The sequence below is a fragment of the Rhodococcus sp. ZPP genome (assembly GCF_017656075.1).
Taxonomy (GTDB): Bacteria; Actinomycetota; Actinomycetes; order Mycobacteriales; family Mycobacteriaceae; genus Rhodococcus_F; species Rhodococcus_F oxybenzonivorans.
The window spans coordinates 1,225,353-1,247,700 of sequence record NZ_CP058638.1 but is presented as its reverse complement, the minus strand read 5'-3'; the positions used below and the strand labels follow the sequence as shown (position 1 = coordinate 1,247,700).

General features: G+C 66.4%; 24 protein-coding genes and 1 riboswitch. Of the genes, 5 read left to right on the top strand and 19 right to left on the bottom strand.

Features of this window, described 5'->3' with window-relative positions; genetic code table 11:
• Positions 1-4: 4 nt before the first annotated feature.
• Positions 5-1,273: an MFS transporter gene (locus HYG77_RS05890; RefSeq protein ID WP_244373486.1), complete on the top strand. Its 1,269-nt coding sequence runs from the start codon at positions 5-7 to the stop codon at positions 1,271-1,273.
• On the opposite strand, the gene HYG77_RS05885 is transcribed toward HYG77_RS05890, so the two are convergent.
• The 6 genes from HYG77_RS05885 to HYG77_RS05865 all read right to left on the bottom strand — a co-directional run bounded on the left by HYG77_RS05885 (position 1,248) and on the right by HYG77_RS05865 (position 6,496).
• Positions 1,248-2,273: an ABC transporter substrate-binding protein gene (locus tag HYG77_RS05885; RefSeq protein ID WP_208962104.1), complete on the bottom strand. Its 1,026-nt coding sequence runs from the start codon at positions 2,271-2,273 to the stop codon at positions 1,248-1,250. The genes HYG77_RS05890 and HYG77_RS05885 overlap by 26 nt on opposite strands.
• 149 nt (positions 2,274-2,422) lie before the next feature.
• On the bottom strand, positions 2,423-2,557 hold the full coding sequence (locus tag HYG77_RS40610; protein ID WP_257792473.1) for a hypothetical protein: 135 nt from the start codon (positions 2,555-2,557) through the stop codon (positions 2,423-2,425).
• A gap of 95 nt (positions 2,558-2,652) precedes the next feature.
• Positions 2,653-4,044, bottom strand: a complete 1,392-nt coding sequence (locus HYG77_RS05880; protein WP_208962103.1) for a hypothetical protein — start codon at positions 4,042-4,044, stop codon at positions 2,653-2,655.
• A gap of 70 nt (positions 4,045-4,114) precedes the next feature.
• A complete protein-coding gene (locus HYG77_RS05875) occupies positions 4,115-4,801 on the bottom strand; it encodes an ESX secretion-associated protein EspG (protein ID WP_244373484.1) in 687 nt (228 codons plus the stop codon).
• Between the two features lie 17 nt (positions 4,802-4,818).
• Positions 4,819-5,808: a hypothetical protein gene (locus HYG77_RS05870; RefSeq protein ID WP_208962101.1), complete on the bottom strand. Its 990-nt coding sequence runs from the start codon at positions 5,806-5,808 to the stop codon at positions 4,819-4,821.
• 124 nt (positions 5,809-5,932) lie between these two features.
• Positions 5,933-6,496: a hypothetical protein gene (locus HYG77_RS05865; protein ID WP_208962100.1), complete on the bottom strand. Its 564-nt coding sequence runs from the start codon at positions 6,494-6,496 to the stop codon at positions 5,933-5,935.
• 172 nt (positions 6,497-6,668) lie between these two features.
• On the opposite strand from HYG77_RS05865, the gene HYG77_RS40605 reads away from it, so the two are divergent.
• Positions 6,669-6,791, top strand: a complete 123-nt coding sequence (locus HYG77_RS40605) for a hypothetical protein (protein WP_280123294.1) — start codon at positions 6,669-6,671, stop codon at positions 6,789-6,791.
• 3 nt (positions 6,792-6,794) lie between these two features.
• Here the strand turns inward: HYG77_RS40605 and HYG77_RS05860 are convergent, their stop codons facing one another.
• Positions 6,795-7,820 carry an alpha/beta hydrolase gene (locus HYG77_RS05860; protein WP_109328548.1) on the bottom strand — a complete coding sequence of 342 codons (1,026 nt, stop codon included), beginning with the start codon at positions 7,818-7,820 and terminating at the stop codon, positions 6,795-6,797.
• A 175-nt stretch (positions 7,821-7,995) separates the two neighbouring features.
• Between HYG77_RS05860 and HYG77_RS05855 the strand changes: the two genes are divergently transcribed.
• Positions 7,996-9,360 carry a wax ester/triacylglycerol synthase family O-acyltransferase gene (locus HYG77_RS05855; RefSeq protein WP_208962099.1) on the top strand — a complete coding sequence of 455 codons (1,365 nt, stop codon included), beginning with the start codon at positions 7,996-7,998 and terminating at the stop codon, positions 9,358-9,360.
• Positions 9,361-9,392: 32 nt separating this feature from the next.
• Here HYG77_RS05855 and HYG77_RS05850 read toward each other — a convergent pair whose 3' ends face one another.
• The 4 genes from HYG77_RS05850 to HYG77_RS05835 form a co-directional block, all read right to left on the bottom strand.
• Positions 9,393-10,205, bottom strand: coding sequence for an ABC transporter ATP-binding protein (locus HYG77_RS05850; RefSeq protein WP_208962098.1), 813 nt, complete (start codon positions 10,203-10,205; stop codon positions 9,393-9,395).
• Positions 10,198-11,019 (bottom strand): ABC transporter permease, encoded by an 822-nt coding sequence (locus HYG77_RS05845; RefSeq protein WP_109328554.1) that lies wholly within the window; start codon positions 11,017-11,019, stop codon positions 10,198-10,200. The genes HYG77_RS05850 and HYG77_RS05845 overlap by 8 nt, the downstream gene beginning before the upstream one ends.
• Positions 10,997-12,037: an ABC transporter substrate-binding protein gene (locus HYG77_RS05840; RefSeq protein ID WP_244373479.1), complete on the bottom strand. Its 1,041-nt coding sequence runs from the start codon at positions 12,035-12,037 to the stop codon at positions 10,997-10,999. The genes HYG77_RS05845 and HYG77_RS05840 overlap by 23 nt, the downstream gene beginning before the upstream one ends.
• The gene (locus HYG77_RS05835) at positions 12,022-12,744 is read right to left on the bottom strand and encodes a TenA family protein (RefSeq protein ID WP_208962097.1); all 723 of its coding nucleotides are present in this window, start codon (positions 12,742-12,744) and stop codon (positions 12,022-12,024) included. Before HYG77_RS05835 ends, HYG77_RS05840 begins: the two co-directional genes overlap by 16 nt.
• Positions 12,738-12,833, bottom strand: a riboswitch (TPP riboswitch). Its footprint overlaps the gene before it by 7 nt.
• A 110-nt stretch (positions 12,834-12,943) precedes the next feature.
• On the opposite strand from HYG77_RS05835, the gene HYG77_RS05830 reads away from it, so the two are divergent.
• Positions 12,944-14,497: a carboxylesterase/lipase family protein gene (locus HYG77_RS05830; protein WP_208963290.1), complete on the top strand. Its 1,554-nt coding sequence runs from the start codon at positions 12,944-12,946 to the stop codon at positions 14,495-14,497.
• Here HYG77_RS05830 and HYG77_RS05825 read toward each other — a convergent pair.
• The 6 genes from HYG77_RS05825 to HYG77_RS05800 form a co-directional block, all read right to left on the bottom strand.
• On the bottom strand, positions 14,490-15,731 hold the full coding sequence (locus HYG77_RS05825) for an MFS transporter (protein WP_208962096.1): 1,242 nt from the start codon (positions 15,729-15,731) through the stop codon (positions 14,490-14,492). The genes HYG77_RS05830 and HYG77_RS05825 overlap by 8 nt on opposite strands.
• Before the next feature lie 85 nt (positions 15,732-15,816).
• Positions 15,817-16,341 (bottom strand): DUF3558 domain-containing protein, encoded by a 525-nt coding sequence (locus HYG77_RS05820; RefSeq protein ID WP_109328560.1) that lies wholly within the window; start codon positions 16,339-16,341, stop codon positions 15,817-15,819.
• Positions 16,338-16,880, bottom strand: coding sequence for a DUF3558 domain-containing protein (locus HYG77_RS05815; RefSeq protein WP_208962095.1), 543 nt, complete (start codon positions 16,878-16,880; stop codon positions 16,338-16,340). Before HYG77_RS05815 ends, HYG77_RS05820 begins: the two co-directional genes overlap by 4 nt.
• Positions 16,864-17,139: a GNAT family N-acetyltransferase gene (locus tag HYG77_RS05810; protein ID WP_109328564.1), complete on the bottom strand. Its 276-nt coding sequence runs from the start codon at positions 17,137-17,139 to the stop codon at positions 16,864-16,866. Before HYG77_RS05810 ends, HYG77_RS05815 begins: the two co-directional genes overlap by 17 nt.
• Positions 17,140-17,195: 56 nt before the next feature.
• A complete protein-coding gene (locus tag HYG77_RS05805; protein WP_208962094.1) occupies positions 17,196-18,368 on the bottom strand; it encodes a DUF4185 domain-containing protein in 1,173 nt (390 codons plus the stop codon).
• A gap of 110 nt (positions 18,369-18,478) precedes the next feature.
• Positions 18,479-19,852: an FAD-linked oxidase C-terminal domain-containing protein gene (locus HYG77_RS05800; protein WP_208962093.1), complete on the bottom strand. Its 1,374-nt coding sequence runs from the start codon at positions 19,850-19,852 to the stop codon at positions 18,479-18,481.
• A gap of 513 nt (positions 19,853-20,365) precedes the next feature.
• Between HYG77_RS05800 and HYG77_RS05795 the strand changes: the two genes are divergently transcribed.
• Complete coding sequence (locus tag HYG77_RS05795) at positions 20,366-20,695, top strand: hypothetical protein (protein WP_109328568.1); 330 nt, start codon at positions 20,366-20,368, stop codon at positions 20,693-20,695.
• A gap of 42 nt (positions 20,696-20,737) precedes the next feature.
• Here HYG77_RS05795 and HYG77_RS05790 read toward each other — a convergent pair whose 3' ends face one another.
• Together HYG77_RS05790 and HYG77_RS05785 are read right to left on the bottom strand one after the other, a co-directional pair.
• Complete coding sequence (locus HYG77_RS05790) at positions 20,738-21,418, bottom strand: Type 1 glutamine amidotransferase-like domain-containing protein (protein WP_208962092.1); 681 nt, start codon at positions 21,416-21,418, stop codon at positions 20,738-20,740.
• A 5-nt stretch (positions 21,419-21,423) separates the two neighbouring features.
• A complete protein-coding gene (locus HYG77_RS05785) occupies positions 21,424-22,242 on the bottom strand; it encodes a maleylpyruvate isomerase family mycothiol-dependent enzyme (protein ID WP_109328572.1) in 819 nt (272 codons plus the stop codon).
• Positions 22,243-22,348: the final 106 nt, after the last annotated feature.

Genomic DNA, 22,348 nt, shown 5'->3' with positions numbered 1-22,348 from the left:
GGGTGTGTTTCCTCGGGCACGGGCGTTGCCGCCGCCGGTGAAACTGCTGCTGTCGTCGATGGTCTTGTTCAACGTCGGCTTCTACCTCGTGGTCCCGTTTCTCGCCGTCCACCTGTCCGACGACCTGGGCTTCGCGGGTTGGGCCGTCGGGCTCGTCCTCGGTCTGCGGATGTTCAGCCAGCAGGGCATGTTCTTTCTGGGCGGCAGCGTGGCCGATCGGTTCGGCGTCCGCCCGGCCGTGCTCGTGGGGATCGCGATTCGGGTGGTCGGCTTCCTGGTGCTCGGGTTCTCGGACACGATGATCGCGGTGGTTGTGGGCGTACTGCTGATCGGCGTCGCCGCCGCCCTCTTCGCCCCGGCCGTCGAGTCGGCCAATGCCGTGTACGGCAGAAAGCTGCAAGAACAGGGCGTCATGCGCCGCACGGATCTCTTCGCGATGGAACAGATGTGCAGCCGCACGGGAACGGTGATCGGGCCCGCTCTGGGGGCGGTGTTACTGGCCTTCCCGTTCTCGTGGACCGCGGTCACAGCGGCGATGTTGTTCGCGGCGATGTGGGTGGGTTTCTACCGTTGGCTGCCCGCCGATGACGACGCCGCCGTGGCAGTGCGGGAGGCGACCACGTTGCGGTTCGTGTGGCGAAGTGTGCTGACCAACAAGAGCTTTCTGGTGTTCGCCGCGCTGTGCAGCTTCCAGTTGCTGGCCTACAGCCAGCTGTATCTGATGCTGCCGGACCAACTCGAGCGGGGGCTCGGCTCGCAGGCCGCCCTCGGCTGGTTCTACGTCGGAGCCGCCGTGTTCGTGATCGTCGGTCAGACTCCGACGGTGGCCTGTGCCCACCGCATCGGGCACCGGGCGGCAATCCTCGGCGGGCTGACCCTGATCGCCGTGTCATTCCTCGCTCCGGTCGCCGGCGCCGGGCAGGCGGCTGCGCCGCTGATCCAGATCGTCCTGTTGACAGTGTGGGTGGTCGTACTGCACCTGGGACAGATGCTGATGATTCCTCCGATGCGCGACACGATCGGCGCCCTCGCCGGCGAGACCAATCTGGGTGCACACTTCGGGATGCTCAACACGATCGGAGGGATGCTCTGCCTGCTCGGGTCGCTGGCGGTGGGGACGATCTTCGACCTCGTCGACCTCGGTCGTGTCCCAGCGGCCACCTCCTGGGTGGCGGTGTCCGCTGCCGTGTTCGCCGCCACCGCCGCCCTCGCCGTGTGGACGGCCCGCGCCGGAGCCGTGCGCGCGATTATGCCCCGACGGGTGTCCGGTTGATCTTCTCGACGAACTGGTCGAGAACGAACGGGATGGTCAACGGGTTCGGCATCGACACGGCATCGCTCACGACGGGATCGAGTCCGACGAGCCCACCGGATCGCACGACCTCGAGATTGGTGAACGCCGGCAGGGACGTGAGCCGCTCGCGGGCCGCGTCGTAGTTGTCGACCAGCAGCACGTCGCCGTCCAAGAGGTCGAGGTTTTCGGGGGAGACGTCGAAGTAGAGCGCGTTGTCGAAGCGGGTGCTCAATGCGGCAGGCAGCACGAAACCGAGCTGGGTCAGCAGCTGGCTGCGAGCAGCTGAGGGACTGAAGGCACGCAGCGACCCGTCACCACGGACCGTCACCAGGACGGCCGACTTGCCGGCGAAGTGAGGGTTGGCGGTACGCGCGCGAACGATGTCTTCCTCCACCTCGCGGACCTGCTCGGCGGCGCGTTCGGGCAGCCCGACCGCGGCACCGATCCGTTGGGTCACCTCCTGCCACGGCAGCACCCAGTCGGTCTGATCGGCCGCGTGGAGCACGGTCGGGGCGATGGCGCTGAGCTGCTGATACGTGCTCTCGTTGATCGCATTGTTCACCGCCACGATGAGGTCGGGTGCCGACGCGGCAATCGTTTCGACGTCGAATGAGCTGGTGGCGTTGGCCAGGGCCATCGGGTCGGCCCCGCCCAGGCTCGCGTCCGCCCACTGGCCGATACCGTCGTCGACAGAACCCTTCCAGACCGGAACGAGGACGGGAATCACGCCGAGGGACAGCAGGACGTCGGCGTCGCCGATGCCGACAGCAGCGACCCGTGTCGGTGCCTGGGTCAGGGTCGTGGATCCGTGCACGTGGTCGATGGTGACCGGAAAGGCGCCCGGCTCTGCGCCGGAGGCGTTTTCACCGGCTGCGGCGGGCGACGAATCGCTGTCCGAGCCGCATGCTGACACGGCAAGACCTGCGACGGTCGCGAACGTCAGGGACAACACGGCACGTCGACTGAGGGTGGGAGGCATGAGGCAGGGTCCTTTCGAGCACTTTGGGTACCCTAATATAGGCGACGGGCCGGTTGGGCGAGAGTCCTCGGCCGACTAGTGCGGCCTGGGGACAGCACAGTGCGCCGTCACGGTAGTCGGAACTACCACAACGGCGCACCGGTAGGGGATCAGCGCTTCTTGACGTGCGAGACGATCTCGGGATCGACCTGCCCGTTCGACTTCGACTTCTTGTCGGCGCGCTTTTCTTTCAACGACTTACCGGACTTCTTGGACATGGAATTGCGGGGCGATTTGTCGGCCATGGACTCATCCCTGAACAGCGGAACCTGGACGGCGCCGATAGTGCCGACACTACGCCACATTTCGCGTAGACCGGACCAATCACAGAAGAGGGTCGTCAGGACGACGGGTCGTCGAAGAGAGTCTGCTCTTCCGGGTTGTTGAACAGCCCCATCTGCTCCGGCCGGGGCTTCGTTTCGGAAGCTGGATGAGGAGGTGGAAGGACGATCGTGCGCAGAGCGTCACGCAGATCCCCGACTACCCGCTCCCAGCCGTCGGCATGCGAATCGGACGTCTCGGCCATCGCCGTCTCGGCGTGCTGACGGAATTCGTCGGCGTCCCGGCGGAGCTGCGCGACCCACTCGGTACCGGTGTTGAGCAGCGACACGATGAGGTCGCGGTCGTGACCACAGACGTCGGCGACGACCGCGGCATCGGTACCGCCGTCGCCGTCGGGGTCGAGGTGGAACAACGTGAGGAGTTCGTTGGGCAGTTCGGCGGCCGTCATGCGGCTTTCGACGATGATGGCCGGCTCCTCGTCGGGGTCGTCGTCCCGGCGGAAGAACAGCTGTCCGCCGAACCGCGCCGCGAAGTCACCGTCGACGGTCCTCAGGAAGTCGGAGAACACCTTGCAGCTGTCGGTGAGGTGCTGCGGGACGAACGGATTGCCCGACACCTCGAGGAACGCCGACAACCGGTCGTCCACCAGCACGAACTTGATCCGCGACCACGTCCGGTTGAGATCCGCGGTGACCTCGGCTGCCCGGGTGCGGTCGCTGATGTCGTGGATGAGCGGCGCGAAGAGCTGAACATCCACCGAGTCGGCGAGCGGGCCGATGAACAGGATGGTGTTGCCGACTCGAATCGGAACGTCGCCATCGGGGTCCCGCTCGGGTAGCAGGCCGAGCATCGGGACCAGGGACAGCGTAATCAGCTCGTGGAGATGCTCCGCGTCGCGGGGGACGACTGCTGCGGCGGGATCGAGCTGGGTGACCAGGGGTGGACGCACCGCGACGGGATCGAATGCTGCTGCCGGGTCGGTGCTGGACGTTTCGGTGCTCAGGAACGCCGGATGCGTCACTCCCCACACGTCCCGGAACGCGGCGACGGTCATCGCGGCGAGCTGATCGGACCACGACTGCTTCTTGTCGACGAAGAACGCGGGCGACCCGTCGTCCGCCTCGTCGTCCGGACCGCGGGTCGGTCGATTCCAGCCCAACTCGGTGAGGTAGTGCTGTTCGGCGTCCGACAACATGCGGTCGGGGTGCAGATAGTGGTTGGACGGCACCTCGCAGCGCACCGTGTCGCCGTCCCAGACGACGAATTGGATGCAGGGCATCAGTCCACGAGATTCGTCGAGCTCCTCGAAGCCCGATTCGAGTACCAGAAGGTCCTCGTCGCGCATCGCTGCCAGGTAGTCGGCGAGGCGACGCTGGAACTCGGCCCAATCGCGATTTACGCTGACGTCCAGATCGAAGTCCTGCATGTCTGCTCCGTCCGGCTCGGCCACGGGTCACCTACTTTCGCCCTACACGGTAGTCGCGAACGCCGACACCGCAGCGCGGGAGGGGACGAAACGCTCAGACGGGGTGCCCGGCGTCGATACGTCCGGTCAGCCGGTCGACTGCGGCGAGGAGGTCCCAGGACGTGCCCGGCTCCACCGCCACCGTCGCATCACCCCACACCAGATAGCGACCGTCGCCGTCGATGTCGCGCCAGGCGAGACCGCCCACTGGTTGCGAGGAGTGCCGCCCACCCCGGATCACAAGGATGGTGCCCTGGCTCGTCGATGACTGCTCGAGGAGCTTCGTCACCGCGCGGGTGCGCACGGACCGCTCTGCTCGTCCGGTCATCTCCGCGCGGGTGACCACGGTGCCGGGGGCGTGGCCGGCGTCGACGTCCGGAAGCTGGGCAATCAGCTGGCGGGCGAGGTCGTAGGGCTCGCAGCGGCGGAGCACCACTTCGGCGCCGGCATGCTGCTGGGCGGCGATCGCGTGCCCTCGGGCCGTGGCCCCGAGCAGTCGGATCGGGGTGTTGCTGCCCTCGCCCAGAGAACCCGAAATCTCGATCCGCAGTTCCGGCTCGGCGAGTACCACGAGCGCGGCCGCGAGGTGGTCGTGTTCGGGACCGGAGAATTCGTCCCTGACTCTGCTCTGCTCGGCTGCATACTCCGCGGCGTCGGCTTGTCGGCTCCCACCACGGAAGGGGAACGGGAGACGATCCTGTCCGGTCTTCGCCCACAGCGCCGGGAACTGCCCGACGCTCAACGTCCACTGCGTCACGCTCAGCGGCCGATCACAGCCGGGGACACGTGAGGTAGTGGGCCGATGACCGGACTCCCAGGATCGATGTTCTCGAGATACGTGGGCACCTCTGCGGGCGCCTGCTCACCGGTGCCCGTCGACTGAGGCTTCGCAGCCGGCTTCTGGGCAAGCGCGGCTGCCGACGCCTGGTGGGCGGCGACCACCCGGTTGGCGTACTGAGCGACCCCGCCGCCGACGGCGCCCGCCAGGGCCGCACCCGCCACGGACCCTGAGCCCGTTCCGGCGGGCACTTCGTGCTGTCGGGGTGCGTCGGTGAAATCGTCGTGAGGGCTTTCGCTTCGTCGGTGCTCATTAGGAGAGTCCTCCGGGCGAGTGTCTTCTGCTACCTGTGGATCGCTGGGGATCCCGTGTATTCCGTTGGGGCCGTAGTCGAATCCGACGGGCTGGCCAGTAGCGGCGGCGTGCGTCGAAGTGATCTCGGCTGCGTCGGGCATTCGAGCATCCAGGGTGGGGAGCTGTGCGCCCGCAGTCTGGTATGCCGACGAGTAGACAGAGCCCATCGCCGCTTTCGCCGCGTCCTCCGCAGCCACGGATTCGGCTTCACCGCTCCAATTCCACGGCATCACCCGCGTCCAGTCGGTGGTGTACCCGACCGGTTCGCCGACAGCCGCCCGGACCGCTTCGGCCCCGGCAATCGCCTCCCGTAACGCCGCCCCGACGTCGCGGAAGCCTTCACCCGCCGGGCGCGCGCCAACGACGTAGGAGTCGATCGCGGAGGCGGCAGCACCGGCAGCGGGTCCCCGCCACCCGCTCGCGAGTGCACCCCGGGTGGCGTCATGAAAAGCGGTGATCGAGTCCTGGAATCGGCGGCCGATCTCGTCCCAGGCGGCCGCCACCGACTCGGACATCGCCGGCGACATCGCCTCGACGGCGCCTCTGATTGCGCGGTGGTCCCACTGCTCCGACTGGAAGTTCTCGCCACTCGCCCGGTGGTCGTACTCGTCACTCATGTGAAGCCCTCCCATGCCGGCCACTCTCGGTCCCCGAATGGATCCCCCCGATCCGGCGGGAAGCCACCTTACAGGCGGCTCGACGCGTCACACCATCACGAACCTTCGCGACGGTCCGCGACGTTCAGCGCTGCGGACGGGTGGTCACCGGCGGAATGGTGATCACCGGACGGGTCGTCGTGGTGGTGGTCGGGGCAGGTTGGGCCGGAATTCCCGCTGCGGCCCGTGCGTCGGGCGCCTCGGTGGTGGTGATCACCGGTGCGCGCGTGACCGGGGGCTGGGTGACCGGGGTCTGGGTGACGGGCGCCCGGGCGACCGGAGGCTGGATGACGGGGGCGACCTCGACGGTGGGGCGAGGAACGATCGTCGCAACCGGGGCCGGCGGCAGGGGCGCCGCCGCGGGCGGCAACGTGGTGGTGGGGGCGGGCTCGGTGGTGACCGGGATCGCTCGCGGTGTGGTGAGGTCCGCCATCTGCCACGTCGGAGTCGGTGGCACGAAAACCTGGTAGGTCGCGGGCTCGGCGCTGTAAGCACCGGCGGCCTGCAATCCCTCCGAGGACAGCGGGGGCGGCGCTACATACGCATTACTGCTGTCGAACACCCCGCCCGCAGCGCCCACCATGAGGCCCGAGACCGCGGATACAGCGGCAATCGCAAGTGCCCCGATCGCTACGGTTCTGTCGTCCATTCGCTACCTGTCGTCGGCGTCCAAATGCGTCCACCATAGAGGGTGGCCTGCCCCAACGCCGCACGTGTACGCCCGCCGAGCGCATCCGGAAGGTTCGCTCGATAGTTGCCGGGTTCGGCGCACGCTGACGAGAACCCGTGTTCGGTACAGCCCCCACGATCACGATCGATCGGTGTCCATATCGCTCCGACCGGGGGTAATGATGTCTCTGCTCGACAGGTTCTTCCGCCGCACGCATCTGTCCGCACGAGCCGGGGCGGCCGTCGCTGCGTCCGCCATCCTCTTCGCGTCGTGACGGCTAACTCACCCGTGAGTACTTGTTAACAGCGGGGTGTGCAGAAGTGCTCACGGGTGTGGACTCACGGATGAAGCGGCCGATCTCCCGAATCGCCTTTCTGCCCTCCGGGAGCAGCCCCGCAGCGGCCTGGAAGACGTGCACCTGGCGTTCCCAGATCTGCAGTTCGCACGGGACACCCGCCTGGGAGAGTCGTTGCGACATCAACTCCGCGTCGACGTACACCATTTCCTGTGAACCGGTCTGGATCAGCGCGGGCGGCATCGCAGCGAGGTCGCCGTCCACGGGGGAGGTGGACGGTTGGTGCCCGCCGCGGGTATCGAGGCGTTCGATGAGTGTCGACAACGCGCCGACCGCACGGCGGGGGAACACCGCGCACAGGTCGGCGTTGGGGTGCGCCAGCTTGTTGACCGGGTCCAGGTCGGTCAGCGGCGACAGCGCGACATCCGCGGCGGGGCGGGGAAGTCCCTGCCGTAATGCTTCGAGCGTCACCATGAATGTCAGGAAACCGCCAGCGGAGTCGCCGGCAATGACGATCCGATCGGCGGTGTAGCCGTGCGCGAGAAGCCAGCGATAGCCGTCGACCCCGTCGTCCACCGCCGCACGGATGGGATTCTGCGGGATCATCCGGTACGCCACGTTCAAGGTGGACGCCTGGGATTCGGTCGAGATACGAGACACCATCTGCCGGTGCGAATTGATTCCGCAACACAGGAAGGCGCCGCCGTGCAGGTACAAGATGGCCCGGTTGCCGTTCTCGCCGGCGGGGCGGATCCATTCGGCGCGGCAGTGGGGGAGTCGGATCGGCCTCCGCTGGGTCCCGCGGACGGGGCCGAGGGAGTACCCGAGATAGTCGACCACCCCGGTAGGCCACGGCAGGTCGGGGTAGCGGGCCCAGCCGTCGAGGAACGGCCGGACGGTGCGCCGGAGGGTGTGCGCGAGGGCAGCGGATTGCACGCTGGTCCCGACGAAGTCGCGCCGGGTCAGCGGTAGCGGCGAGGGGCAGAACTCCGCAGCTGCAGTGCTCATGGCCTGCCTCCTTCGGTCCGCGGTCGTTCGGTGACGCCCGTGGTTGGAGTCACCGTTTTTGCGCCGCACGATCTATATCGGAGTTGTGCGCACGGACGCTACGCCCGACGTACCATCCACAGGAAAGTCGTAATGGGATAGTGACCGAGCGGGGGTGAACGTCCAGGTGGGGATAATGCCGGTTACCGATTCGATATTCCTGTTAGGCGAATCGAGGGAGCATCCGATGCATGTCGGGTCGCTCGAATTGTTTACTCCGCCCGAGGATGCCGGGCCCGACTACGTGAAGACGATGCTCGACACCATGCTGTCGCACACGACCGTCGACTCCACGTTCCGGAAGAAGCCGCAAGGTCCCGTCGGCAGCGTCGGCAACCTGTGGTGGGCGGACGAGGGTGACAACGTGGATCTCGAATACCACGTTCGGCATTCGGCGTTGCCGGCGCCGTGCCGGGTTCGGGAGCTGCTCACGCTCACCTCCCGGCTGCACGGCACGCTCCTCGACCGTCACCGCCCCTTGTGGGAGATGTACGTGATCGAGGGGCTCAGCGACGGACGGTTCGCGATTTACACCAAATTGCATCATTCGCTGATGGATGGCGTATCCGGGCTCCGGTTGCTGCAACGCACGCTGACCACGGACCCCACGGTGCGTGATGCCCCGCCGCCGTGGAACTTGCCGCGTGGGGAGAAGAAACCGGACAGCGGCGGTGGTCTGGACCTCGGATCGGTGTTCGGCGGCCTCCGGCGAACGGTCGGTGAGGTGGCCGGTCTCGCCCCGGCATCCCTGCGCATCGCCCGTACCGCGCTGGGACAACACGATATGAAGTTCCCGTACGAGGCGCCCAGGACCATGCTGAACGTCCCGATCGGGGGCGCGCGGCGTTTCGCCGCCCAGTCGTGGTCGCTCGAGCGCGTCAACGCCGTGCGTAAGTCGGCGGGGGTGAGTGTCAACGACGTCGTGCTCGCCATGTGCGCCGGAGCGTTGCGCCACTACCTGACCGAACAGGACGGATTGCCGGACGCGCCGCTCATCGCCATGGTTCCCGTCTCCTTGCGTGACGAGAAGAAGGTGGACGCCGGAGGCAACTCCGTGGGAGTCACGTTGTGCAATCTGGCGACAGACATCGAGGACCCGGCCGATCGGCTGTCGGCCATCTCGGCGTCCATGTCCCAGGGAAAAGAGTTGTTCAGCAGTCTCACCCCGATGCAGGCGCTGGCGTGGTCGGCGGTCAACATGTCGCCGATCGCCCTGACTCCAATTCCGGGCGTGGTGCGCCTCACGCCGCCGCCGTTCAATGTGATCATCTCCAACGTTCCCGGACCGCCGAAGACGATGTACTTCAACGGGTCCCGTCTCGACGGGCTTTATCCGACGTCGGTGGTGCTGGACGGCCAGGCCCTCAACATCACCCTCACCAACAACGGTGGCAATCTCGACTTCGGGGTGGTGGGATGTCGACGATCGGTCCCGAGTTTGCAGCGGATTCTGATCCATCTCGAAACGGCGCTCGCGGAACTGGAAAAGGCGCTGTTGTGACGTGACGTTGCTCGAGCGGGGGCGCGGCGTGGTCAGCCTCGCCGCGACTCCTGCTCTCCCAGCGCGCGCTTCGACTCCTCGTGCAAGACCTCGAGAAGTTCGTGTTCGACGTCCGCGAACTCCGGCGACGTCATCATCGACAGCTCCCGGGGGCGGGGCAGATCCACGGTCACCTCACGCCGGACGGTGGCCGGTCGTGCAGACAGGATGACCACCCGGTCCGACAAGTACACGGCTTCACGAATGTCGTGGGTGATCATCAACACCGTCCACCGATAGCGTTGCCACACCTCCTGCAACCAGGCCTGCATCTCGGTGCGGGTCAAAGAATCCAGGGCACCGAATGGTTCGTCGAGGAGGAGAACTGGGCGCTCCTGAACGACGGTGCGGAGCATCGCAGCGCGTTGCCGCATCCCGCCCGACAACTGGCTGGGTCGCGCGTCCTCGAATCCGGCGAGGCCGAACACGGGGAAGAGGGCGCGGGCGCGTTCGCGTGCGTCACGTCGGGGCATGCCCTGCACCTCGAGACCGAGGGTGGTGTTGTCGAGAACGGTGCGCCACGGGAACAGAAGGTCCTTCTGCGGCATGTAGGCACACTGTGCCGAACCGCCACCGGCCGCGGGCACCGGCGTGCCGCCGATCGTGACGGTGCCGGAGTCGGGTCGGTCGAGGCCGGCGAGCATCGCGAACGCTGTGCTCTTCCCACACCCGCTCGGTCCGATGACCGACACGAACTCGCCCGGTTCGACGGTGAACGACACAGTGTCGAGTACGGGCCGGACGCCGCCGCGGACGGGGAAGGCCTTGGACAACCCACACAGTTCGACTCGCGCGTCGTCAGTCATTGTGGCCCCTCTCGGCGGCGATCCACGGCGCGACGGCGCGTTCGACCGCGAAGGTGAGCAGGTAGAGGCTGACGCTGATCACCGCGGTCACGAGCACCGCGGCCAACACCAGGTCGGTCCGGAACGAGTTCTTCTGGGTGGCCATGTAAATGCCCAGACCCGAGGTAGCGCCAACGTATTCGGCGAACACCGCTCCCACGACGGCGTAGGTGATGCCGATCCGCAAGGCCGTGAAAAAACGCGGAATTGCCGAGGGCAGCCGGACGTAGCGGAACTCCTGCCACCGGGACGCGCCCATACTGCGCAGCAGTGATCCGGCCTCCCGATCTGCCGCCGCGAACCCTTCGATCAGGCCGATCGTCATCGGGAAGAAGGTGGCGAGCGCGATGACGAGGATCTTGGGCAGTAAGCCGAAGCCGAACCAGATGATCATCAGTGGTGCGATGGCGATGATGGGCAGTGTCTGCGACACCACGAACAGCGGCACGAACGCGCGCCGCAGCCACGGCGAGAAATCGACCAGAACCGCGAGCGCCCAGGCACACAGCAGAGACACCGCGAAGCCGATGATGGTGACCTGAAGGGTGGCGGAGGCATGTTCGGCGATGACGTCGCGGGCCCGCCACCCCTGCGCGACCACACGGAGCGGCGACGGCAGCACCTGCGGACGGATTCCGCTGACACTGACATAAATCTGCCACGTGACCACCAGCGCCACGACGACCACGAGCGCAGGGAGTCCCCGCCGCAGGACCGAGGACGTCCCCGGCCCCGCGGAACGCGAACTCGTCTCAGGGTGTGTCGAGGTACTCATTGGTGAAATATGTCGACCAGTCGGGCTCGGCGGTCAGCGGCGCTCCGTCGGGTCCCGTCAGCAAGCCGTGCTCGAACAGGAATCCCGAGTACCCTGCCCACTTCTCCGTGGTCTGTGTACCGACGGTCCCGGTGGAATCCTTCATGTACTGGGACGAGAGCATCTGCTGGCTTTCCCGCACCAGCGACTCGTCCGGGAACGCACCGGGATTGGCGTCGATCAGCATCTGCGCGGCCTGATCGGGCTGGTCGGCCGCGAACTGGTAGCCCCGCTGCAGGGCCTGGACGAACTTCCGTGCCTCCTCGGGGTGCTCGGCCATCCATCCCTCGTTGCCCTCGATCACGAGTGCATACGCGTCGGGAAATCCGAAGTCCGTGTAGTGGAAGTACCGCATCGGCGTTCCCTGGTGCTCGGCCTCGATGCCTTCCCACGCGAAGAATGACACGGTGAAGTCGGCGGTGCCGGAGTAGACCGCCTCGTACGCGGACGTGCCGAGGGTGACGGTGGTGAATTCACCCTTGCCGCCGTCGTTCCGGATGATCTGTTTCAGCGTCGCTTCGCCGTCGGGGTCGGCGAAGCCCGCGTAGATCTTGCCGTCCAAGTCCCGAGGGCGGGTGATGTCGGGGCGGTCCGCCCTGACCGCGATGCCCGTGGCCCAGTGCTGCAGAGGTGCGAGCACGGACTTCGTCTGGGCACCCGCAGCCTTGGAGAAGGTCGCCGAACTCTGGAAACTCACGCCGAACTCGGCATTGCCGGCGTCGACGAGCGTGTCAGGGGACGTGTCGTTGTACGGCAGAACCTCCACGTCGAGTCCGGCGTCGGCGAAATAGCCCTGTTCGAGGGCGACGAACAAACCGGTGTGATTGGTGTTCGGCGTCCAGTCGAGGGCGAATCTGATGGTGTCGTCCGACGACCCGTTGTCGGCGCACCCGGCCAGTACGGAGAGTGCGGACACGAGGACGACGGCTGCAGCGGCGGCGCGCTTCGTGCGCGCGAAGAACGTCACGACTTCGGCCACTTCTGCTCGTTCAGGGCGGTATCCCAGAACAGGAGTTCGTACCGGCTGGCGACGATGAACGCCTCGATCATGGCCTCACGCTGCGCTTCGGTGGCGGCATCGGCGGCAGCGTCCACCAGTTCGCGGGCGGTGGCCACGGCAGCGTGGAATTCCTCGGCATCGTAGGTGGTCACCCACTGCGCGTACGGATGCGACGGGTCCGCGGAGAGCACTTCGCGGGCGCTGGCGGCGAGTCGTCGTCCCACGTCGGCGTAGATCCAGAAGCAGGGCAGTACCGCAGCCGCGGCAACCGGATACGGCTCGGTGGCGGCGACGGCCGTCAGATAGGAGACGTACCCGAGGCAGGCCTGCGAATGCTGCGGCTGAGCGTCCGACGCGGGCAACTTTCCGCCGCTCAGCAGATTCTGGTGCAGGCTGGCCTCGACGGTGGCTGCGGTGGCGGCGGAGTTGGCCCAGAATCCGGCCGCGACGGGGTCCGGAGCGTGCGCGGCCACCAGCGACAGCGCTTTCGCGTACCCGGTGAGGTACAGAAAGTCCTGTTCGATGTACGTGCGGAACACGTCCAGCGGAAGCGTGCCGTCACCGAGTCGGCGGAGAAATTCGAGCTCGTCGATCGCGTCCCGCAACACCGTGGTCCGGTCCCACAAGAGGTCCGTGAATCTGGTGTGCCGGCCCACGACGGCGGCATCATGGACAGAGCTGTTCACTACAATGACATCCCTTCGTCAGCATTACCTGAGCAGGTTCCCGGGTGTGATCTCAGCCCCGCCCGTGCGGAGCACCCCGTGTCAGAACAAGCCGACCCTAGCACCGCCCGCCGGGAGCGCGGAAAAGCCCCGTTCACTCGGACGCCTCTGCGCATCGTTGGTACCTTGGCCGGAGATTCCCGGTGAGGGGGTGTCAGTCGTGGAAGTCGAGAAGTCCGGCGACACGCTGGTCGTCCGCGCCCGCGACGGAGCGGTGTGCGGGCACGCCGCTGGCGACGTCTACGCATGGAAGGGCATCCCGTTCGCGGCAGCCCCCGTCGGCGCCCTGCGCTTCCGGGCGCCGGCCCCACCGTCCACCTGGAACGGTGTGCGCGACTGCGCCATCTTCGGGCCCATGGCTCCGCAGGGGCACGGCACCGCCGTGCCGATCGACGCGGGACTCGAGATGGACGAGGACTGCCTCTCGATCAACGTGTGGGCCCCGGAACCGGACGGCACACCGCGGCCGGTGATGGTGTGGATCCACGGGGGTGCGTACTGCCTGGGAACGGCGGCGCAGAGCATCTACGACGGGCGCATCCTGTCCACCGTCGGTGACCTGGTGGTGGTGTCGTTCAACTACCGGGTGGGTGCGCTCGGCTTCCTCGACCTGTCGTCGTTCTCCACGGCCGAGCACGTGTTCGAGACGAACATCGGACTGCGCGATCAGGTCGCGGCACTCGCATGGGTGCGCGAGAACATTTCGGCCTTCGGCGGGGATCCGGACGAGGTGACCGTGTTCGGCGAATCGTCCGGCGCCGGATCGATCACCACACTGATGACCTGTCCGAGCGCGGAAGGACTGTTCCACCGTGCGATCGCGCAGAGCCCACCGGCCACCTCCGTCTACGGGAGCGAGCGCGCCGCCACGGTGGCCCGGCAATTCCTCGACATCCTCAGGCTGGCGCCGGAGGAGTCCGCCACTCTGCTCCGCCTTCCGTACGACCAGATCATCGAAGCCAGCGACACGCTGGTCAACGAGGTGCCCACCAAGATTCCGGGCACACTCGCCATGGCACCTGTCGTCGACCGCGACTTCCTGCCGCGGTACCCGGTGGCGGCGTTCCAGAAGGGGTACTCCCACCGGATCCCGCTCATCATCGGTTCCAACAAGGACGAGTCCTCGCTCTTCAAGCTGATGAAGTCGCCGTTGCTGCCGGTCACGTCCGATTCGGTGCAGGAGATGCTCCGGGCCATCGCCGCCGATCATCCCGACCTCCCCGCCCACCGGCTCGCCGACATCCTGGCCGCCTACCCGGACCGCGGAAAATCTCGGGGTGCGCTGGCGATGTCCCGAGATGCCGCGTTCCGGATGCCCGCCCTGTGGGTCGCGGACGCACACAGTCGCCACTCACCGACGTGGATGTACCGGTTCGATGCGGCCACCCCGATCCTCAAGGCTGCGCGCATCGGGGCGGGGCATGCCACCGAGCTGCCGTACGTGTTCGGCAACTTCGGCACCCTGAACGTCGATCCCACGTTCTGGTTGGGCGGGCGGAAGACGGCACTGGAGGTGTCCGGCCGCGTTCAGCGCCGATGGCTCGCGTTCGTCCGGCACGGCGTTCCGGCGGCGTTGGACGGGTCAAAACACTGGGCTCCCTACGACGAGAACACTCGCGCAACGCTGCTGATCGACAGCTCCGACACCCTCGTGCAGGACCCGGACCGCGAGATGCGCCTGGCCTGGGGCAACGAGGTGATGGGCTTCAGCTGACGGTCGCCGGGGCGTCCAGTTCCTTCAGGACCGGAAATGCGCAACAGGCGATACCGAGGACGAGCACCGGGACGGCGAGCACGAAGAACGTCGGCTGAATGCCCCAGGCGTCGATCATCGGCCCGGCAAGCAGATAGCCCAGCGGACCGGCAGCGTACGCCGTGGACGTCATGACTCCCGTGATCCGCCCGCGCATGTGCTCGGGGCTACGAGTTTGCATGGCGTAGTTGGCAATCGGGCCGACCGGCCCGAAGACGAGGCCCTGCAGCAAGGCCAGCGCGAGGATCGCCCACAGGGGCGGGAGGAACGCCATGGCCACCATGGCCGCGCCCAGGACGATCACCGCGACGAGCATGATCACCCGTCTGGACACGAAGGGGGAGAGCGGCCCGTATGCCAGGGCGCCCACGACTCCGCCGACGCTCAGTGCCATCAGCACCGAACCCAGCTGTGCGGGTTTGTCGAGTTCGGTGAAGTACACCGGGAACACGACGGACTCGACAGGCAGGTACAGCGCCACCACCGCCATGTCGACCAAGGCGATCGTGCGCAGAAGGCGGTTGTGCCACACGAACTTCAAACCCTCGACGGTGCCGCGCCAGAGTGAGGTCGGCGCCGACGAGGCGTCGGGCCGGCCGGCATTTTCGAGCCGGAGGAAGGTGATGGTGACGATGGACAAGACGAAGCCGAGGGCCGTCACCCACAATGTGTTCTCGGCCCCGACCGTGGCGATCAGGACCCCGCCGATACCCGGTCCGACCAGGTAGGCCACGTTGTAATTGGCCTCGTAGAGGCTGTTCATCCGGTCGAGCGACCACCCGGCCGACGTCGTGGCTGCAGGCAGCATCGATTCCCTCGCCGCGATGCCTGCCGGGTCGAACGCGGCGCCGACTGCCGCGAGGACGGCTATGACCAGGACCGACAGGCCCGCCGTGTTCGCCACGATCGGAATGGCGGCAGCCGAGAGTGCGGAGAGGCAATCGGAGATGATCGAGGTGCGGCGCCGACCGAACAGGTCGACGACCGTGCCCGCGAACAGACTCGACAACAGAAGGGGAAGAGTGGCCGCGCCGGCGACCACCGCCGCGTCGGAGGCGCGGCCGGTTCGCTCCAGCACCAACCACGGCAACACGACGATTGCGATACCGTTCCCGGTGGCGGAGAACAGGGTTGCCAGATTGAGCAGCACCAGAGGGCCGAGCCGGCGAGGCACTGCCGTCTCGGTGGCGGTCACGGCTGAGTCCTCTGGTCGGAGCGAAAAGGTGTTTACTCGACGCTAACAGCGCCGCCGAGACCGCCGCGACCCAATTTTGTACTCGTCACTGATTGCGCTGCAGCGTCAATTCCGCGAGGGCCCGTGCCCCCGCACAAGGATCGCCCGTACCAGAACGGTTCTGCACCCACCAGGTGATCACCCCGGAGTAGGCGGCGGTGATTCCGCACGTCGCACTGTCACCGGGCCGCCGGGCGGTGAAGGCCGACGCACCTGCGACGGAGGTGGTGTCCACCTGGTAGCCGAGCCGATCGGCGACATCACGCTCGCGCTGCAGCGAGTTGTTCTCGAACCAGCCGAACGTCACGTCGAGGGAACCGGCATGCGACAACACCGTCCACATGCAGACAGCCCCGTAGAAGTACTGGTCGATTCCGTCACCGCCGAGCACCTCCGCGATCTTCTCGTTCGGCACCGCCTCACACTCGCGCAGCAGCTTGTCGAATCGGTCGGAGCCACCGCCGCTCACACCGGCACCTTCAGGGAGGGGAGTGCCGGTGATCGAGTTACCGCACCCGGTCAGCAGGAGCACTGCCGCGACAACGGCGGCGAATGTGCGGACGGCGCTCATTTCGCCTTCTTCAGAGTGAGGTCGACGAGAGCGGTAGGAGCCGCGCACGGATCGGACGGTGTGACGCCGACGCCGTACCGGACCAGCCAGTGCACGAAATCCGCCCCCGTCGCCACCGCCACCTCACAGAATCCCTCGTTCTGTGAGGAAAACCCTCGATGCCCGGCGATGTCGAGGTCGTGGACCTCGTGCCCGATTCCCTGCGCCACCGACCGTTCCCGGTCGATCGGGCTGCCGCGGTACCAGGTGAACATCACATATCGGGCTCCGCCGTCGGCCTCCCAGCGGCATTTGATTCCATTGCGGGACGAGGGCTTGAGCCCGGACATCCCCGCCCGCTCGTAGACCTCGCCGTCGGTGAGTGAGCCGCACTCGCCCACGAACGCTCCCGGCTGGGCGGCCGTCGACGTCCGCGGAAGGGCGTCCGGCATGCCGGCATCGTCACCGTTTCCTGATGCGCAGCCGACCAGTGTGAGGGCGGCGGCAGCGGCACACAGGCCGCGGACGGCCAGACGGTCCGACTCAGACGAGCTCCGCATAGCTCGGATTCTCGGCGATGTAATGCTCGACGTACGAGCAGGACGGAACCACGGAGAAGCCACGGTCCTTCGTGTCGTCCAGGGCAGCTTTGACAAGTTGAGCGGCCAGTCCCTGCCCCCGGAACTGCGGGTAGGTGACGGTGTGGTGGAAGTCGCGGACACCGTTCCTCTCGGCGTAATCGGCGTACCCGGCGAGCTGACCGTCGAGGAAGATCTCGAACCGGGACTCGGACACGTCGTGCTCTACCTTGACCGCCACAACCACTCCTCTGTTCGCATCGAGCGTGCAATGCTGCGCACACTCGCAGATTACCGTCAGTCGGCGAGGTTGGTGCGCAGGAGCATGACGTTGTAGTCGGACCAGGTGGTGGCGAGGAAGTACAGATCCGACCCCTTCGACCACGGATGCATGTAGGCGCCGTACAGCTCGGGCACGTCGCGGCTGCTCACCAACACTTCCGGTGCACTCCAGCCGGATTCGAGCCGATCGGACCGCCGCATGACCACCGAGTTGCCGGCGTCCGTGTACATCGCGACGAACTGGCCGAGGTATTCGTTGAACTGCACGGACAGCTCGCTGACGGGCCCTGGGATCACGGGCGCGGCAAGGGCGGCATTCGCCTTCACCCATGCCTTGCCGTCCCAGTACTCGTACGCGGTGAGGTTTCGAATCTCCGCTTCCGGCACCCGCGACAACCGTGCGTCACCCGAACGGCCGGACGGCGTGCCGAAGGCGTAGACGAAACCATCGTGTTTGACGTAAGAGCCCATCTGGAAGTTCTCGGCACCGGTGCCGGGCACATTGGGTCGTAGGGTCAGCGGATCCGTGACCCAGTTCTCGCCGTTGTCGACGGAATACGCGATTCCCGACGCGTTGGTGTCCCATTCGCCGGGAGCGCCCCAGCTCCGCACGGACATGTAATTGATGTACTGCACGGGACCCACCGAGATGCCGGTGGTGGGGATGACAGTTTGCTCGACGCCCGGAATCTTCTTGCTCTGGATGATTTCCTTGGAATGATTCGGGCGGTCGACGGGCGAGTTCTCGATACTCATGCCGTTGGCGAGATCGCGGTCGCTGCTGCGAAGCAGAATGTTGCTGCGCCAGTCGCCGACGAGCCCGCACAGGGGATTATCGCTGAGGCCGACCGTATCGCCGAAGGCGGTGAGAACCTGGCCGGCTCCGTTGTCCCACATGATGCCGAGGTCGGTTCCGAGGACGCTGAATCGGAAGATCGTGTCGTTGGTGCTGCGGGGCCCGGTGATGTGTGCGACGGCCTGGGTGTGGCCGCGTAGTTCGGGAAGGCGGCCGTCGCTGCCGTTCAGCCATGGAATCGGATTGATATCGTTGTTCGAGCTCGAACCCAGGCTGCCTGATCCGAGGCACGGCGCCGCCGTCGCAACGGAGGGTGACCACGCGAAAAACGTGCAGGTAGACGCCAATAGAGCGGGCATGGCCAGTGAAACGACACGGCGGAGCTTGGTCACGGGCGCACCTCTCTGCGACATTTCGAGCAGGTCCGGTCACGCTAGCAACACCTCAGCTGTCACACCAGCCCCTTGCATAACCATTTGGGTACCGTGACGGCCGGGGAAACCTACAGAATGGCGCCCGGGTTGAGGATTCCCAGAGGATCGAGCGCCTGCTTCACCCGGGCCGTCACATCCATGACGTCCTTACCCACTTGGTCGGGAAGCCACGCCTTCTTCAGCCTTCCCACCCCGTGTTCGCCGGTGATCGTTCCCCCGAGGGAAATGGCGAGATCCATGATCTCGCCGAACGCGAGCCGGGCACGTTCCGCCATCGCGGCATCCGCGGGATCGAACACGATGAGTGGATGCGTATTGCCGTCGCCGGCATGAGCAATGACAGCGATCAGCACATTTCGTGTCCGTGCGATGGACGCAATACCTTCGACCAGCGCAGGCAGCTTCGGCAATGGGACTCCGACGTCTTCGAGGAGAAGGCTTCCGAGTCGCTCCACTGCGGGAATGGCGAATCGCCTTGCAGCTGCGAAGGCTTCGCCCTCCTCGGGATCGTCGGTGGTGAATACCTCCGACGCGCCGCTCGCGGTGCAGGCGTCGGCCATGAGCGAGATCTCTTCCGAGGCAATCGCCCCCGGTGCATCCGAGCGGGCGATGAGCATGGCTTCTGCAGTCCGGTCCAGGCCCATCTTCAGCGCATCCTCGACGGCGCCGATCGTCGTGCGGTCCATGAACTCCAGCATCGACGGGCGCAGCGAGCGCGTGATGGCCAGCACGGTGTCGGCGGCCGCCTGCACCGACGCGAACGTCGCGACCAAGGTGCACGACGGCGGTTGCGCCGGGATCAGTCTGAGGGTCACCTCGGTGACGACTCCGAGCGTGCCCTCACTGCCGACGAAAAGTTTGGTCAGCGACAGTCCGGCGACATCCTTGAGGCGGGGCCCGCCCAACCGCACCGCCGTTCCGTCCGCGAGCACCACTTGCAGGCCGAGGACGTAGTCGGTGGTGACCCCGTACTTCACGCAGCACAGCCCGCCGGCGTTGGTCGCCACGTTGCCGCCGATGGTGCACATTTCGAACGACGACGGGTCGGGCGGATACCACAACCCATGTTCGGCGGCCGCCGACTTGACCTCGGCGTTCAGCAGGCCGGGCTGGGCAACGGCGATACGGGTGACGGGGTCGACGTCGATTCGGCGCATTCGCTCGGTACTGACGACGACGCTGTCCCGTACCGCGGTGGCACCTCCGCTGAGACCCGAACCGGCCCCGCGGGGGATCACCGGGACCCGATGTCTGCCGGCCCAGCGCAGCACCGCCTGGACTTCCTCGGTGCGCGTCGGTCGTGCAACGGCGGCGGGCAGGACAGCGTCCGGGTCGCGTGCCCAGTCGTGGCTGTAGGACGCGAGAAGATCCGGATCGGTGAGCAGGCATCCATGGGGGAGGGCAGCGTCGAGTTCCGCGAGAACGTCCGGTGCGATCGTCATGTTGTGCTCCTCGCGGGCGGTGGCGGCGTACCCGACGGTAGCGCCGCCCGGACTGGCCTGCACCCGATTTGGTCGAGCGTCCAACTGAACCGATTCGGAGGCTTCGCGTCGGATATCGCCTCAACCTGGACGTTCAGTACAGGTCGGGGTGGGTCCCGACCGCTCAACTTGTTACCGACGCGTACGAGTCTCACTATGTGAGATCGGGGGTGTTAATTTTTTTGCCTTGGACGACGGAGGGGTATAGAACCCTCCCCTGCGGGAAACCTGCAGGTAGTCGCACCTCGGGGCAAATTCGGACTTGGGAGTTTTCGATGTAACTCAGGTCACATTCGTCACTCTGTTACCGGATCGTATCGAGGGGGCAATGCAAAAAAGCACTTTCCCGGGTTAGCGTTCTGCATCGTCAAACACCGGCGAGGCGTTACACCCAAACGGAGAATCTCACGAAATGTGAGTCAGATCGCAACTTGGGGCCGGTTTTGCCGCACCGACCCCGGAAGGACCCGCACGATGCACGCACTCCACCGAGACCCCAGCAGCTACATTTCCGCGATGTTCTCGTACGAGTTCATCGACGGTGGTATCGACTACGACTCCATCGAACAGATTCACCGCGGGGAATTCGATGAGTGGGTCTTCGCCCTGGCCGGCTCGGGACTGTTCACGAACGACGAAGTTCGCGCGATGGTCACCGAGTGGAGTCTGAACCCCAAGGTTCTCCTCAACACGCTGCTCGCCGACGCCGACGAGGTCACCGCCAAGCGCTGCGAGGTCACCTGGGCAGCACTCGACCGCGTCGCTCCGTTCGCGCCGTCGATGCCCGTCGCCGTCTTCGGCTGACGTTTCCCGGGGTCTCCCGCAACTGGCACGCGCGGTGACTCGTCATATGAGCTCGGTGGACTCTCCGTCCACCACGATTACCTGTTCGTCCGTCAAGGTGCGGTACTCGATTCCCGCGAGCTGCAAGGCGGCGACGGTACGCCGGACAGCGGCCGCGTCTTCCAGGGGCACCGTCTCTTCGCCGCCTGAGGACGTCGCAGGCGGGTGATGCGGCACGATCGCGAATGGCACCACCCCGAGGCCTTCCCAGATCGGCTGGATGCCACAGGTCTCGAAAACTTCCGACGGGTCATCGGAGGAGTCGAGACCGCGCAACGTCGGTGTCATGACGCAGGCGCCCGCGCTGTATCCCGCGTAGACGAGCGAATCGTTTCTCAGCAGGTCGCGAAGAACATCGTCCGCACCACTACGCGCCATCTGGGCACGCAGGACGAACGTGTTTCCGCCCCGCACCCAGAGCATGCCGAATCCCGCCAGCCGGTCTCTCAGCCCGCTCGTGCCGCCGTTCTGCGTTCCTATGTGGTCGCGAAGATCGACTTCCTCCGGAGAGAACCCCAGGCGCCGCAGCGGCGCCACATCACTGACCACCGCTGAGGCGCGAGCGGACGGTGGCCAGGCGTCGGCTGCTGCCGCGATCACGCCCACCCGTCCCGGCTTTCCGACGAGCGACATCAGCGGTGCGGGGTCGGCTCCGAACCGGTAGGACGACAGGAACAAGCGCATCGCGGTCAGATCGTGAAAGTGAGATTGTCGACGATCTGCTTGCCGACGGCGGTGTCACCGCCGAGGGTGATGGCGTCGCGGTGATCCGCGGCCTTCACCCGGCCCCCGGCAAGACGGGTGAACAGCCGGGAGTCGAGTGTGATCGTCGTGGTGGCGTCGCCCGGCAACTCGTCCACCACCGCTGCGCGCCCGTCGACGGCGACGTGGATCTCTCTCGCGAGCGGACCAGTCAACTCGAGGGTGATGCGCGAGCCCGACGGCGCCTTGCCACGCTTTCCGACGAGGAACCCGACCGCTCCCATGATCTCCTCGAACGCGGTGTCACCGCGGACACCTCCCTCGTCCCCGGCAACACCCAGCGCGTCGCGGATGTCGAGTTCGTGCATCCAGCAATCGAACACGCGGACGCGCATGAACCGGAGATAGGGTGCTGGGCCGACCGGTGTGGCGGTCTCGGCGTCGAACATCTCATCCGTCATCTGCGCCAGTTCGGAGCGCCTGCGCTCGGTGATGTCCCGGAAGCGGTCGAGCATCTCGGTGCCGGGGCGCCCGCGCAGTCCCTCTACCCACCGTTCGTTGAACGCTCCGATCTCGTTGCGCACATGCGCGAATCCGTGGACATCGACGGTGGTGTGCGGTGCCGATATCCCCGCGAGCATCGATTCGGTACCGATCAGGTGGGCGGCGACGTCGTGCACGGTCCACCCAGGAAGGGGGGTGGGCGTGAACCAGTCGTCACCCGTCACCGAGGACAGCAACTGGTCGAGCACGTCCCATTGTTCGTACAGCGCGTCGAGTATCCGTTCCTTCTGTAGGGCAGTCACGTCTGATGGCCCTCCTCTCGCTTCAACTGTAGGACCTTGCCGGGGAGTGGCCCGGTGTTTTGGCCACGGGAAAGTCTGCGGCCGGTGAGCGTGAACGGGCCCCGTC